At 70.0% G+C, this 13,946-nt stretch carries 11 protein-coding genes; 6 read left to right on the top strand and 5 right to left on the bottom strand.

The window, feature by feature from the left end:
* The first annotated feature begins 5 nt into the window (after nt 1-5).
* The 3 genes from ACFUC1_RS06050 (at nt 6) to ychF (ending at nt 3,005) form a co-directional block, all read left to right on the top strand.
* The gene (locus ACFUC1_RS06050; protein WP_379117656.1) at nt 6-929 is read left to right on the top strand and encodes a GNAT family N-acetyltransferase; all 924 of its coding nucleotides are present in this window, start codon (nt 6-8) and stop codon (nt 927-929) included.
* A gap of 52 nt (nt 930-981) precedes the next feature.
* Nucleotides 982-1,833 carry a thioesterase family protein gene (locus tag ACFUC1_RS06045; RefSeq protein ID WP_379117654.1) on the top strand — a complete coding sequence of 284 codons (852 nt, stop codon included), beginning with the start codon at nt 982-984 and terminating at the stop codon, nt 1,831-1,833.
* A gap of 86 nt (nt 1,834-1,919) precedes the next feature.
* A complete protein-coding gene (ychF, locus tag ACFUC1_RS06040) occupies nt 1,920-3,005 on the top strand; it encodes a redox-regulated ATPase YchF (RefSeq protein WP_379117652.1) in 1,086 nt (361 codons plus the stop codon).
* Nucleotides 3,006-3,025: 20 nt separating this feature from the next.
* Here the strand turns inward: ychF and ACFUC1_RS06035 are convergent, their stop codons facing one another.
* From ACFUC1_RS06035 to ACFUC1_RS06025, 3 genes are read right to left on the bottom strand one after another with little or no spacing between them, the layout of a single operon-like run.
* Entirely contained in the window at nt 3,026-4,192 is a 1,167-nt protein-coding gene (locus ACFUC1_RS06035) for a tyrosine-type recombinase/integrase (protein WP_379117650.1), read from the bottom strand.
* Nucleotides 4,137-4,367, bottom strand: a complete 231-nt coding sequence (locus ACFUC1_RS06030; RefSeq protein ID WP_379117648.1) for a helix-turn-helix transcriptional regulator — start codon at nt 4,365-4,367, stop codon at nt 4,137-4,139. The genes ACFUC1_RS06035 and ACFUC1_RS06030 overlap by 56 nt, the downstream gene beginning before the upstream one ends.
* Nucleotide 4,368: 1 nt before the next feature.
* Nucleotides 4,369-5,925, bottom strand: coding sequence for a replication initiator (locus ACFUC1_RS06025; protein ID WP_379117646.1), 1,557 nt, complete (start codon nt 5,923-5,925; stop codon nt 4,369-4,371).
* 779 nt (nt 5,926-6,704) lie between these two features.
* Between ACFUC1_RS06025 and ACFUC1_RS06020 the strand changes: the two genes are divergently transcribed.
* Nucleotides 6,705-7,127: a transposase gene (locus tag ACFUC1_RS06020; RefSeq protein ID WP_379117645.1), complete on the top strand. Its 423-nt coding sequence runs from the start codon at nt 6,705-6,707 to the stop codon at nt 7,125-7,127.
* A 1,447-nt stretch (nt 7,128-8,574) separates the two neighbouring features.
* Here ACFUC1_RS06020 and ACFUC1_RS06015 read toward each other — a convergent pair.
* Complete coding sequence (locus ACFUC1_RS06015; RefSeq protein WP_379117643.1) at nt 8,575-9,867, bottom strand: hypothetical protein; 1,293 nt, start codon at nt 9,865-9,867, stop codon at nt 8,575-8,577.
* Between the two features lie 237 nt (nt 9,868-10,104).
* Complete coding sequence (locus ACFUC1_RS06010; RefSeq protein ID WP_379117641.1) at nt 10,105-10,884, bottom strand: hypothetical protein; 780 nt, start codon at nt 10,882-10,884, stop codon at nt 10,105-10,107.
* Nucleotides 10,885-11,225: 341 nt separating this feature from the next.
* Here ACFUC1_RS06010 and ACFUC1_RS06005 point away from each other — a divergent pair, with 341 nt between their 5' ends.
* The gene (locus tag ACFUC1_RS06005) at nt 11,226-12,869 is read left to right on the top strand and encodes a phospholipase C (protein WP_379117639.1); all 1,644 of its coding nucleotides are present in this window, start codon (nt 11,226-11,228) and stop codon (nt 12,867-12,869) included.
* Nucleotides 12,870-13,017: 148 nt separating this feature from the next.
* Entirely contained in the window at nt 13,018-13,863 is an 846-nt protein-coding gene (locus ACFUC1_RS06000) for an alpha/beta hydrolase (protein WP_379117637.1), read from the top strand.
* Nucleotides 13,864-13,946 lie beyond the last annotated feature (83 nt).

The raw sequence follows: 13,946 nt of genomic DNA, 5'->3' as shown, positions 1-13,946 counted from the left end.
GGGACATGCCGACACCTCCCTCCGGTCCGCCCCGCTCCAGTGCACCGGCGCCCCTCGTCGACGGCGACCTGGCACTCCTCCCCGCCGAGTCGGAGGTCGGCAGCTACGCGTTCGAGCTCGTCTGGGAGGGGGCGCAGGTCGGTCGGATCGAGCTGCTGGTGGACGAGGACGACGCCGACGTGCTGTGGGTGGTGGTCCCCGAGTACCGCGCGGTGGGCATCGCCGAGCGCGCGCTGCGCCTGGCGCTCGACTGGGCGGTCGAGGAGCTCGGGGTCGCCCGGGTCGAGGCACGGGTCCCCGACGCCGACCGCGACTCGGTTCGCGCCGCCATCCGCTCCGGTATGCGGCGCGAGGGCATCGCGCGCGCGGCGCGGGTGGGTGCCGAGGACAGGGGGGACGTGGTGGTCCTGGCGCGGGTCGCCACGGACCCGCCCCCGGACTCGCGGGAGGGCTTCATCGGCATCCTCAATGCCACCCTGCCCACCAAGCGCGCCATCGCCCAGGGGGTGCTGCGCGACAGGAACGGCCGGGTGCTGCTGTGCGAGCTCACCTACAAGGACGAGTGGGACCTGCCCGGTGGCGTCGTCGACCCGTCGGAGTCGCCGGCGCACTGTGTCGTCCGCGAGGTCCGCGAGGAGCTCGGCCTCGACGTCGAGGTGCGCAGCCTGCTCGCGGTCAACTGGCTGCCGCCGTGGCGCGGGTGGACCGATGCCACGGTCTTCGTCTTCGAGCTGGCGCTCGACGACGCCGATGGCATCGCGGACCGGGCGACGTTGCAACGCAGGGAGATCCGCGCCCTGCACTTCGCCGACGAGGAGGAGTGGGAGGGCAAGGTCGCGGCCTACAACCAGCGCCTGCTCGCCTTCCTCGCGACCCACACCGGCCCCACGGCATACCTCGAGGACGGGCTCCCCGCCCTGGGCGGGTGAGGTCGGGCACGTATGCCGCGGATCCCGGACCGCGTGCGGTAGGACTGTGCGCGTGAGCGAGTTCGACGCAGGAACCTCCGTGGTGGCGCGACCCGATGAGCCGGGTGCCTGGGACACCGAGCTCGGTGAGGGCTGGCGGATCGGTGGTGGCGTCAACGGCGGCCTGCTGCTGGCGCTGGTCGGCCGGGCGCTGGGTGAGGAGCTCGAGGCGACCGATCAGCGGGCGGCCCACCCGGACCCGCTCGCGATCAGCGCGTACTACCTGACGCCCGGCGTGCCGGGGCCGGCCACCGTGCGCGCCGAGGTGGTCCGGCGCGGACGGGCTGTCTCCACCGCGCAGGCCTCGCTCCTGCAGCCCGGACCCGACGGCGGCGAGGTCGAGCGGGTGCGGGTGCTGGCGACGTACGGCGACCTCGCCGGGCTCGACGGCGACGCCAGCACGACCGCCACCCCGCCGGTGCTGCCGCCGCCCGAGCAGTGCGTCAGTGCGGCCCAGGCGCCGCCGGACTTCCTCAAGCACGCGTCCCTGCTCGAGCGTCTCGACCTGCGGCTCGACCCCGCCACGACCGGCTGGGCCGTCGGGCGCCCGTCGGGGACGGGGGTCATCCGCGGCTGGCTGCGCATGGCCGACGGCCGCGAGCCCGACCCGCTGCTGCTCCTGCTCGCGGTCGACGCGCTGCCGCCGGTGGCGTTCGAGCTCGGACTGCCCGGCTGGACGCCGACGCTCGAGCTCACCGCCCACGTGCGGGCCCGTCCCGCCCCGGGCTGGCTGCGGGTCGTCCTCACCAGCCGCACCATGTCGGGTGGCTACCTCGAGGAGGACGCCGAGGTCTGGGACAGCGCCGGGCGGCTCGTCGCCCTCTCTCGCCAGCTCGCCCGCGCCACGTCCCCGAAGCAGGCCTGACCCGGCGCGACCCCGCCGCCCGACCGGCACACCGGCTCCTCGCCGTGGTCGGGAGGCTCGGGAGGCGCCGGTAGACTCCTGACCCCGTGGCCCTCACTATCGGAATCGTCGGTCTGCCCAACGTCGGCAAGTCCACGATGTTCAACGCCCTGACCAAGAACAACGTGCTCGCGGCGAACTATCCGTTCGCGACGATCGAGCCGAACGTCGGGGTCGTCCCGCTGCCGGACGCGCGTCTGGGCAAGCTCGCCGAGATTTTCGGGTCGGAGAAGATCCTGCCGGCGACGGTGTCCTTCGTCGACATCGCCGGAATCGTGCGCGGGGCGTCCGAGGGGGAGGGGCTGGGCAACAAGTTCCTCGCCAACATCCGTGAGGCCGACGCGATCTGCCAGGTCGTGCGCGCGTTCGAGGACGGCGACGTCGTCCACGTCGACGGCAAGGTCTCGCCCGCCTCCGACATCGAGACCATCCACACCGAGCTGATCCTCGCCGACCTGCAGACCCTCGAGAAGGCCGTGCCGCGCCTGGAGAAGGAGGCGCGGATCAAGAAGGAGAGCAAGCCGCTCCTCGACAACGCCGTGGCCGCCCAGAAGGTGCTCGAGGAGGGCCACACCCTGTATGCCGCGGGTGCCGCTGCGGGGGTCGACCTCGCCGAGGCCAAGCAGCTGGGGCTGCTCACCACCAAGCCGTTCATCTACGTGTTCAACCTCGACGAGGAGCAGCTCGGCGACGCCGACCTGCAGGCGTCGCTGCGCGAGCTGGTCGCGCCGGCGGACGCGGTGTTCCTCAACGCCAAGCTCGAGATGGACCTCATGGACATGGAGCCCGACGAGGCGATGGAGCTGCTGGAGTCGTTCGGCGCGACCGAGTCGGGGCTGGACCAGCTGGCCCGCACCGGGTTCCACACGCTCGGCCTGCAGACCTACCTGACCGCCGGCCCCAAGGAGTCGCGCGCCTGGACGATCAAGCAGGGCTGGACCGCCCCGCAGGCCGCCGGCGTCATCCACACCGACTTCCAGCGCGGCTTCATCAAGGCCGAGATCGTGTCCTACGACGACCTCGTCGAGGCCGGGTCGATGGCGGCGGCGAAGGCTGCCGGGAAGGTCCGCATGGAGGGCAAGGACTACGTCATGGCCGACGGCGACGTCGTGGAGTTCCGATTCAACGTCTGAAACACGGTCATCACCGCAGGTCAGCGACCTGCGACCTCCGCGTGGGGCGCCAGTGGGGCACACGCCGCCCAGGCAGTGTCGACCGCTCGTCGCGTCCGGTCCTCCGAATCCGGCATCAGGTGGCCGTACGTCGACAGCACCAATGCGGCATTGTGGTGTCCCAGCCGCTCGGCCACGGCGATGACGGACTCACCCTGCGCGAGCAGAACAGAGGCGTAGTGGTGGCGCAGGTCGTGGGTGGTCGTGGAGGTGGGTAGGCCGGCCTTGGCGACCGCCACGGAGAAGATCCGCGTCCCGTAGTAGTCATGCCGGTAGGGCGTGCCGAACCGGGTCGTGAACAGCGTGCCGTCAGCTCCTGGCGCGAACTCCTCGAGGTGCACCGAAAGCGCCTCTGCCACGACACGGGGGAGCGGCACGGTCCTGGTCGAGCGCCGGGTCTTTGGTGCGCTGCGGACCTTCTGGCCGGGGGCGAGCTGCCACTCGATGCGCACCGACCTGCGCATGAAGTCCACGTCCTGCACGCGCAGGCTCAACAACTCGCCGATCCGGAGCCCCAGTCCGGCCTGAGTCAGGACCATGCTGCGGTTCCGGCGCGGCATGGCCTCCGCCAGGGCGAGGACCTGTTCCACTGACAAGGGGACGACTCGCTCCCGATGCGTGGGTGGCAATGACAGCCGGACCACCGGCGACGAGGAGACCAGTCGATCCAGCACGGCCGAGGCGTAGACCGACCGCAGCAGGCTCACGAGGTTCCTCAGCGTCGTCGGGGCCAAAATCTGTGCGCGGTCCGACGCCCATGCCTGAACCTCGGAGGGCGTGACGGCCGCAAGTCGCCTGGCCCCGAGGCTGGTGCCGGCAATGTGCGTGTCGATCATGCTCTGGACCCGGCGAGCCGTGGTCGGCCGATGGATGCGTCCGCCGGCCCAGCGTCGCGCATACTCCAGCACCGTCGTGGTGTCGAAGGGGTCGACGTACTGGCCCCGCAATAAGTCCGCCTCGAGCTGGGTGACGAACCGTTGCGCGTCGATCTTTCGACCGAACGACCGTTTCCGCTGTCGCCCCGTGTCATCGCGCCACCGGGCCAGCCAGGTCACGGTGCCGCCACGGTCCCGCTTGTCGATACTGGCCATCTCAGGCCGCCGACTCCGCCAGCCATGCCTTGACCCGTTCCGGGTCGAAGCGGACATGGCGGCCCAGCTTGAACGCAGGTGGACCCTCTCCACGCACGCGCCACTGATAGATCGTGGCCACGGGGACGCAGAGGAACGCTGAAACGTCCTGGATGGTCCACAGGCGCTCGATCCGCATCACGGGCGATGGTTCGAGTCGAGGTGGCTCCTCGCGGCTCTCCTTGCTTCTCATCTCACTTCTCCTTGGTGGTCTCTGCCTTTCGCTGGGCTGCTCGCTCCTGGTCGTGTTCGCGGGCGGCTGCGGCGGCGGCTTTGGCGAGGGCTGCGTCGCCGGGGGTGTCCCAGCCGGTGTGGGTGTAGGTCCACGATCCGATGACCAGGGTGGTGGTGTGGTCGTCGTCTACAGCCAGCAGCTGGGCTTCCATCGCGGCCAGGTCGATGGTCTCGCCGCGGCGGTTGGCGTCGGCGACGAGCTGTTGGGCGCGTCGGCGGGCTCGCCGGAGTTGGCCGAGGGTGATGGAGTAGCGGCGGGACTTGGTGGCGAAGTGGCCGCGGAACCCCAGCTCGTGCGCCCACTTGCCGAGCAGTCCGTACGGCCGGTCGGTGAGGGGTCCTTGGCGGCCGGTGGCGACCCAGTCGTCCTCAACCCGCCGTCCCAGCTGGTCGGCGGTGCGTTGGATGCGGCGCAGGTGGGGGTTGGTGTGGTCGGTGGTGTCGGCGGCGGCCTTGGTGGCGTACTTGGCCAGGTACCCGGCCACCTGCTCCGGCGACAACGCCGCCCCAGGGTCGTCCGTCCGCCGTGCGGTGGTGACGGGGCGTGCGTCGACCTGGCTCCCGAACCCGAGCACCCGGGGCACGTCGTCGTGGTCGTGGACGGGTGGCGCAGTGAAGCGGACCGCGGCCACGGCGTCCCGGACGAGGCGGGCCAGGATGGTCGCGGTGATCTGCCGTGGTGCGGGGGCGAACCCACCCTCAGCCTCTCGCGGGCCGTCCAGGCGGATCAGGGCGTGGAAGTGGACCAGGCCGCGGCGTTGGTACTCGGCCACCTTGGCGTACTGCACCGTCACCACCTCGTGCTGGCGCGTGGCCGGAACTCCGAGATGCTGGGCGAGGATGCGGCGCAGGGTGATGGTGAACCGGCGCCACAGCTCCGGCGCCCACCACTGCCACACCACATGGGAGGCGTAGTCGTAGCAGTCGGCGCACACCGGCTTCCCCAACGCTTCGTCGCCGTCGGCGTGGACGGCCATGCACGTCGTCGACCGCCCGTGGGCGCAACGGGGTTGCCCGGTGGCGTGCGGCCGGCAGCGGCGGCCGTTGTCGCGGGTGCCGTGCACCTGCCCCATGGACGGGGCGGTGAGGGTGGCGAACACCAGCGGGTTGTCCGCCACCTGCTCGGGGACGGTCTTGCCGCCCCGAACCCCGGCCCGGATCAGCTGGAACATGTCCGCCGCGTACAGCCGGGAGCAGGGCGGGCAGACGGATTCGCGCCGGTTGCCGCAACGCACCACCGTCGACCCCAACGGCTCCTCGGCCGAGGAGTACGACGAGACGACTTCACCGGTGGTGGTGTCGATCGTGGTCGAGGACCCGACCAGGTGGACCGGGTTCGAGCAGTACCCCACCCGGGACGCTGCGACCGACCAGGCGTCGAGGTCGTCCGACACCAACCGAGCCACGATCGCCTTCGACTCGTGAGCCTCGTACCCGGGCAGGTGCAGCACGTTCTGGTCGTCGAACCTGGGGCGGGGCAGCGCAGCCCACAACGCGTTCACTGTCTGAAGCGACATGGCGGCCACCCCCTCCCTTGTGAGGGTGTGCCGTGCGGCCACCGTGCTGACCTCGCCACACGGCACACCCAGTCCAAGGCGGCCCCACTCTGCGTGTTGGAGGAAGCCGGGCGGTGCGAGGTCGGCAGCCGCACCGGCACTGGGTTGAACGGTTGGCCGCCCCCACCAAGCCCTATTCAGGCAGGCTCTGCGGGTGGGCCGGAACACGCCACAACCAACCACCAACAACCAGCACCAGTCGCAACAACCGTACTAACCGTGGCAACCGTAAAGCATTGTGACGCAACACGATTCGGATCTTTGGCGACCCGGTCACCCCTTCTGGAGCGACACCACTCACCGTCCCCCCCGAATCGGGCCCAGTCCACTTTTCGTCACCCCAACCGTCGATCCTTGACCAGACCTTTACCCGGAGCGGTTTCGACTGCGGGTCTACCGGGGAGTTGGTCCTCCTCTGTGGGGACGCACGTCGCAGTCCAATCCGAATGCTGCTAACGGGGGCTGGGTTGAGAGGCGCCGGAGGTGAAGAGTTGCTAAGGGACGCAGCATTCGGGGAGTGGCACGACTCGAGCGGGTGGAAAGTTCGGGTGGGCGTCTCGAACAGGGTTGCGACGCATCGGGTTGAAGGGGCAGTTCTGCCGTGTCGATGCGTCGTTCTGCTATGTCCGCGTTCTCCGGTTGGCGGATTCGTGGTTCTCGTTTGGGTCTGTCAGGAACTTGTGTAAGTGGCTCGGCGTGAGGTCCCTGTTTGCGGGTGGGGGCGGAAGGAAGATCACGCCATGCCCGAGCACGAGGATGACGTCAACGAGGGCGGACTGACCCCGCGGCCGCGGTCGAGAGGTGAGCTGGTTGCCTCGGGCCCTGAAGGGCCGGAGATGAGCGTTCTAGCTGAGGAACTGGTCGCGTCAGCGACGGTGCGTGGGATTGCGCTGACCGGCACCGACGGTCTGTTGACGGCGCTGAGCAGGCAGTTGCTTCAGTCCGCCTTGGAAGCCGAGCTGAGCTCGCACCTGGGGTACGACAAGCACGACCCGGTCGGGCGCAACCGAGGCAACTCTCGCAACGGGTCGACCCCCAAGACGGTGCGCACCGAAATCGGCGACGTCACGGTCGCCGTCCCGCGAGACCGGCATGGCACGTTCGAGCCGGTGATCGTGCCCAAGCACCCAGCGCCGGCTACCGGGGTTCGACGAGAAACGTGATCTCGTTGTGCGCCAAGCGTTGACTACAGGCGAAATCGTGGCTCTGGAGGACGTGTACGACACCACAGTGTCCAGGGACCTGGGTCCGTGGTCTGGCCGGCCGCGGAGTCAAATTGGCGGGACGCGTGTTGAGCTGGCCGGTATCGGTTGTCGCGACCGGCCTTGACTACGCTCACAGTCGCCCAGTGTGGAAACCGGGCCAATTCCTCTGGAACACTGTTACCCAAAGTAAGCCCTTCCGGCCGACCTACCATCTCGGCATGAACTAGGAGGAGAGGCCTTGCGGGCAGAGGACAATTGGCGCATCAAGTTCTTGGGCATTGGATTCCTATTCGGCGCGCCGCCCCTCGCCGCTGCGTCCTTCGGCGACGGTTCTTTCTGGAAGGGCTGCGGTTACCTAGCCGTATTTGTCGTTTGTCTGCTTTACGTCGGCTCGGGGCTTAGGTGATGGCTGGCTGGAAATCAGTCGGACAAGGTGAAGTCACAGGGCGGCCGTCAGCCTTGAGATTCAATGGCTTCGTTAGTTCAACGGTGGCCACTGTCGAACGCCCGTTCTGTGGCTTCTTCGACGCCTCACGTCAGACCGTGGTTCATTGCCCGCGGCGGGGATCTCACCCGACGCGCTAACCACGGGTCGTTCCGGCTGCCTATCGTCTGACATTGTCCGAGTCCTGACAGCACCATCACGCGGATCACGCGGATCACCAACCAGCCAGCGGAAATTCATGATCCTCAAGCTCGACGACGTCAGGACGCGCCGTGACTTTCCCGTTCTGGTCGTCCGCGCCCGGCACAGCAGGGCCCGACCTGCGGTGCTTCGGTGAGGAGTTTCTTTACTGGTTCAAGGCCGCGGCTGCGCCGCGGCGGCGCGGGACCCCGCGATGGGGCCCCGCGCTGCGGGCGGCGCTGGCGCGCCGTCCTCGCGCACCCCACCGCACCCCACGCCCACGCGAAAGTGCCCCGGAACCTGTCCGAGGCACTCTCACCGCCGAGCCGCCGACCCGACTCCGCAGCCTGCGGCCGACGTCCACGACCCCGTCAAGGTCGCAGCTAGGAGCCGGTCCAGGTGCACACTCCGTGTACCGCCCAATCACCCTGCATAGTCATGGCGACCTTGACCGGGCCGCGGGCCGGCCTCCACTGCTCCGCTGTCGGGTCGGTGGCTCTCTCTGCCCACCCCGGTTGGGGCACATTTGGGGCACACGAGAATGAGTCCCTGCGGCAGACAGCGGCAGACAACTGAAGCGCTTTGGACCCCTCACCAGCACAAACGCGCTCAGCAAGCAGGCCCAGAAGCCGAGGTCGCAGTTCCGCTTCAACGTCTAGCGGCGGGGCATTCCCCAGGCCAGTCGGTGAGCGGGGCTCTGAGCACCAGGCCGGTGCCCAGGAAGGTCCCTGGGCACCGGCCTGTGCTGCGCGTCCTGCGGGTGCTGCTCGGTCGCTGCCGTCAGCAACCGGTGGCGACGTGACCGAACCCGGCATACCCCCCCGGGATCGCGGTCGTGCGGGGACCCATGAAGGTGTAGCGCCCATCCCAGGACTGCAGACCGAGTGGGGTCGTCCCGTCACGGGTGAACCAGTTGGCGTTCACCTCGTCCTCGGGGTGCCACACGTTGTTCGCCGCCGGGTCGGGGTTGCCGGCCATCGGGAACCACACGCCGACGACGGGGTCACCGGTCTCGAGGACGGGGGTGCAGCCGTACTGCGGAGCCGTCGGTGTCTGCCACGGTTGGACCGCGTTGTTGACGAACGGGTCGTCCAGCCACTCGGCGACCTCGTGGGACAGGGCGTGGATGTCGGCGATGCCCCGCCGCGGCGAGGTGGTCGGCGAGAACCCGGTGTACGTGTTCGGAGTCGTGTACGCCGCGTACATGAAGGTCTGCACCGGGTTGTTGCCCTGGCCGTTGGCCGGGCCCGTGCCGTTTCCCACCGCCTTTGCCGCACCGTGGTAGCCCAGTACGCAGCAGTTTGTGTAGTTGTCGTGGCCCTGGAAGAGCAGGACGTTGTGGGTCAGGAAGATCGGCACTGTGGTGGCGTCGATGCCCAGGGAGCCCATGAGCTGCTGGATCTTCGTCGAGAACCATCCGTAGTCGACGATGCCGGCCACCGCGCCGGACACGCGCTGGTACGCCACACCCTGGCTCGCGGGCACGGCGAAGGTCTGCTTCGGAAGCACGGAGTCGTTGCTGAGCCTCACGTGGTACGACGAGCCGATCTTGTTGAACTGCGCGCGCATGAACACGTCGCCGTACTGGCCCGTGTCACCGCCCAGGTCCGGGTCGTAGGCGTTGCTGTGGAAGATCGGGGAGGCGAGCGTCTTGTCGACGTCGCTCGGGGTGCCCGTGGTCGGGTCGGCGTCCCAGTTCTGGGCCTTGGCGTCGTACCCGTAGAGCTGGCTCACGGCGGACATGTCCTGGCCGGCGGCCACGAAGGTGAACTCCAGCGGGATGATCTCGGTCCTGACCGTCGTCGATCCGCCCTGCCGTGGGTCGGAGCCCACCATGGTGGCCGTGTAGGTCTGGCTGTTGGTCGGGTCGGTGTAGGTGAACGACCAGTGCGGAATCGTCCGCGCACCGTAGGTCGGCGTGACGCTGCCAGCGGTGGCGAAGCGGGCGTCGTTGGACGGCCCGGGCGATGCCCCTGCGGACTGGTACCCGGCGGAGGCCGAGGCGAGCGGAGCGGCCGCCATCGCGCCCACTGCCATCGCAGCAACCAACGTCGCCCGTGATCTGATCTTCATGAGACCCTCCGAATGACGGCACCCTCGAGGGCACACAGCCGGCGAGAGCGCTGCGAGCGACTCGGGCCGTTTGCCCGAATCCCGCCCACGGTATGGCGTCCACGTCAGCGGGTCCATGCGTGAACCGACGACCCCTGGATACGTCGAACGCATGAGGGACCGAGCGCGAGCGGGGAGCAGGGCAGACGGTGTCGTGACTCGAGGCCGTGGCTGCGCTGGTCTGATCCTTCCTGCGCGTCAGTCGGCGGGTCGCCGCAGCGAGTCGCGGATGCCGTCGATGGCGTCGCGGGCCACCGGGAGCAGCGGGTGGCGGATGCGGAAGTCGACGCGGTCGCCCACGGTCACCCGGACGTGCGGTGCCCACTTCTGGACAGCCGCCGCGAGCTCCTCGCGCCGCCGCAGTGCCGAGGTCCGGACGAAGCGGTGGGGCAGGAGCGCTGCCTGCTGCAGGTTGGCCTGCAGCGCCGACGCGGTGTGCGGTGCCTGACCCACGAACCGCATGAACTGCTCCCAGTCCTGCTGCGCGTCCGGCGGCAGCGGCGGCGGCACCAGCCGTCGGGCGCCCAGGGCCGTCCCGGACCGGACGGAGCTGTCGGAGTCGACCTTGGGTCCGTCGTGGACGGCGGTGAAGAGGACGAGCTCGCTGACGTCGGCCCAGGCGACGACGTTCGCGGACGTCGAGCTGCCCTCGGGTCCGAACCACACACCTCCGGGCCCCACGACCACGGCCGGGCGGCGGCTCCTCAGCAGGCGGTCCGCGCCCAGGAGCCCGACGACGAGGGCCATGAAGCCGAAGGCCAGGACTCCGCCGAGCCCCTCGTCGACCAGCAGCGCGAACATGGCGACGAGCGCAACGCCGACGACGACGAGCACGGGGAGGGAGACGCGCGGGTTGGGGAACGTGAGGGCAGACGGGTCCGACCCGGTCACCTCGGAGGGCGCCGGGCCGCGGTCGCGCTGCGCCCACGGTCCGACGTACCAGGTCACGGTCGGGTATCTCCCGCTGGACATCGGCATCTGGGCCCCCCTCGCACGAATGAGGACAGGGTAGGGACCCTGCGTGCAGGACGTGGCCGGTTCCGGCGATCCTCCTACCGGGACCCGTCAGGGGCGGTGCCGTGTGGGGCGGCTCAGGGGGACACGGCGACGACCTCACCGAGGATGCGGCCGGCCTCGTCGAACCGGGCGGGGTCCTCGGCGGCGAACGGTTGGACCGGTGTCGCGCGACCTGCGCCCCGTCGCGTGGTCGAGCGTTCGCCGACGGTTCACGTTCTTGCCGCGACGACGTCGTCACCCCGTGCCAGCCTCCTGCCTGCCGGTCGGAGACTCCGTCCGGAAGCCGTACGGGAGGAACCCAGATGAGACGTGGAGTTGCTTGGACCGCAACAGTGGTCGCCGCGGCCGCCGTGAGCGCGGCCACGACCGGGATGATGCCGGCACAGGCCAGCCCGGGTGCCGGTGCGGCCACGAACACGGCGACCCCGATCAAGCACCTCGTGGTGATCTTCGGGGAGAACGTCTCCTTCGACCACTACTTCGGCACCTACCCCCACGCGGCCAACACCGACGGCACCGCGTTCCACGCCCGTCCGGGGACGCCCCGGGTCAACGGGCTCGAGCAGGACGGACTGCTGACCAGCAACCCCAACGGGGCCAACCCGCAACGACTCGGCCCGTCCCAGGCGGTCACCTGCGACCAGGACCACGGCTACAAGGCCGAGCAGCAGGCCTACGACGCTGGGGCGATGGACAAGTTCATCCCCTACACCGACAAGGAGGCGTGCGACTCGCGGATGTACACGTCGCCCGGCCTGGTCATGGACTACTACGACGGCAACACCGTGAGCGCGCTGTGGGGCTACGCGCAGCGATTCGCGATGAGTGACAACTCGTACAACACGACCTTCGGGCCGTCCACACCCGGAGCGCTGAACCTCATCTCGGGCCAGACCGGCAACGCGGTGAACCACGTCACGGCCAACGGTGGCGACGGCCACGTCACGACCACCGACACGTACGGCGTCCGAGCAGCCGACCCGGGCACCGGGGTGGGCACCGTCATCAACGACCCCGACCCGTACTTCGACAAGTGCTCCAACGCGAAGTACGACACGGTCGAGATGAAGGGCAAGAACGTCGGTGACCTGCTCAACGGCCAGCACGTGAGCTGGGGCTGGTTCGAGGGCGGCTTCCGCGACTGCTCCGCCAAGCACGCCAACGTGGCCGGGGTGACCAGCAGCGACTACATCGCGCACCACGAGCCGTTCCAGTACTACGCGAGCACCGCCAACCCGCAGCACCTCCCGCCGGCGTCGGTCGCCGAGATCGGACATGCCGGCCAGGCCAACCACCAGTACGACATGAGCGACTGGTACGACGCGCTCGGGGCGCACTCCCTGCCCGCGGTCAGCTTCCTCAAGGCCCCTGGGTACCAGGACGGCCACGCGGCATACTCCGATCCGGTCGACGAGCAGCACTTCGTCGTCGACGTGATGAACCGGCTGCAGAAGTCGCCGGAATGGAAGTCCACGGCCGTTGTTCTGGCCTACGACGACAGCGACGGCTGGTACGACCACCAGCCCTCGCCGATCGTCAACGCCTCGAAGTACGCAGACGACGCCCTGAACGGCCCGGCCCAGTGCACCCACACTCCGGCCGGAGGTACCACGAGCATGCTGGACGGCTTCCAGGACCGGTGCGGCTACGGCCCGCGCCTGCCACTGCTGGTGATGTCGCCGTACGCCAAGAGCAACTACGTCGACCACGCCGTCACCGACCAGAGCTCGATCCTGCGCTTCGTCGAGGACAACTGGCTCAGCGGGCAGCGCATCGACGGGTCGTACGACCACCTCGCCGGCTCGCTCGACGGGATGTTCCACTTCACGAAGGCCGTGGACAACCCATTGCTGCTCGACGCGGACGGGTCTCCGTCGGCCCAGGCGGTCGACCGTCCGGGCAGCCAGGGCCGGTTCGGCGGCAACCAGGGGAGCGGCCGAGGCTGATCACCTCAACGGCAGCGGGCTCGGTCACCATGGCCGGGCCCGCTGCCGTGCGCGCTCCCAACGCCGAGAGAACTCACAGACTCCTGTGGTTGGGTGGCTCACGATTCCCCCTGCCACGGCCGGCAGACCCGACCAGGCCGCCCCACCTGTGAAGAAGCGTTACCCCCTGCTGCTCTCCGCTGCCCTCGTCGGCGGCGTCTGGGTCAGCCCCGCAGCGGCGCAGGAGATCGCCGACAACGCGGTCGTCCGCACCGCCCCCGGTGCCGTCGTCGCGCGCGTGCTCTCCTCGGACTCCCTCGGCGCCGGTCGCATCGTGGAGGTCTTCGGCGACCTCGCGACCGCCCGCCACGTCGCCGTGCTCGTCCCCGGGGTGTCGTGGACGGGCCCCCTCATCGCCGACGAGACCGCGGCCACCCGCAGGCACCCGGCGGTCCAGGCCAGGGCGCTGCTGGCGCGGATGCAGCAGGACGACCCGGCCCACGGGTCGGCCGTCGTGGTGTGGCTCGACTACGACCCGCCCCAGGACCTCGGCGTGGCCGCCGCCCGCTCGGACCGCGCGGTGGCGGGCGCGCCCCGGCTGGCCCGGTTCGTGGCCACGCTGCCCCGCACGGCGGGCGTCACCCTCGTGTGCCACAGCTACGGCTCGGTCGTGTGCGGACACGCGGCCCCCGACCTGCACCGCGTCAGCGACATCGTCGCGATCGGCTCGCCGGGGATGGACGTCGAGCACCGGGCCGACCTCGGCACGACGGCCCGGGTCTGGGCGGGGCGCGCGGAGGGCGACCCCATCGGGCTGGTGCCGTACACCCGCTTCGGCGACCTCGGCCACGGCGCGGACCCCACCGCACCGGCCTTCGGCGCGCTGCCGCTCCCGGTGGACGGCGCCTACGGTCACAACGACTACCTCGCCCCCGGCACGGCCTCGCTCGCGGCGATGGCGAGGATCGCCGTCGGCCAGCCGGGTGTCGTCGCGGGCTCGGCCTCCGGCGCCTGACCCGTCGCGGGCCCCAGGCGCGGGCCTCGCGGGCCCCGGGCGCGGGCCTCGCGGGCCCCGGGCGCGGGCCTCGCGGGCCCCGG

Origin of the sequence: Pedococcus sp. NPDC057267, from assembly GCF_042668795.1 — a bacterium.
Taxonomy (GTDB): domain Bacteria; phylum Actinomycetota; class Actinomycetes; order Actinomycetales; family Dermatophilaceae; genus Pedococcus.
This window is presented reverse-complemented; position numbering and strand designations above follow the sequence as displayed.

Excerpts from the sequence above, each read along its gene's own strand:
- ACFUC1_RS06050 (WP_379117656.1), top strand. The coding sequence starts at position 6 with ATGCCGACACCTCCCTCCGGTCCGCCCCGCTCCAGTGCACCGGCGCCC.
- ACFUC1_RS06035 (WP_379117650.1), bottom strand. The coding sequence starts at position 4,192 with ATGTCCGCTTCGACCCGGAACGGGTCAAGGCATGGCTGGCGGAGTCGG.
- ACFUC1_RS06030 (WP_379117648.1), bottom strand. The coding sequence starts at position 4,367 with ATGAGAAGCAAGGAGAGCCGCGAGGAGCCACCTCGACTCGAACCATCG.
- ACFUC1_RS06025 (WP_379117646.1), bottom strand. The coding sequence starts at position 5,925 with ATGTCGCTTCAGACAGTGAACGCGTTGTGGGCTGCGCTGCCCCGCCCC.
- ACFUC1_RS06020 (WP_379117645.1), top strand. The coding sequence starts at position 6,705 with ATGCCCGAGCACGAGGATGACGTCAACGAGGGCGGACTGACCCCGCGG.
- ACFUC1_RS06015 (WP_379117643.1), bottom strand. The coding sequence starts at position 9,867 with ATGAAGATCAGATCACGGGCGACGTTGGTTGCTGCGATGGCAGTGGGC.
- ACFUC1_RS06010 (WP_379117641.1), bottom strand. The coding sequence starts at position 10,884 with ATGCCGATGTCCAGCGGGAGATACCCGACCGTGACCTGGTACGTCGGA.
- ACFUC1_RS06005 (WP_379117639.1), top strand. The coding sequence starts at position 11,226 with ATGAGACGTGGAGTTGCTTGGACCGCAACAGTGGTCGCCGCGGCCGCC.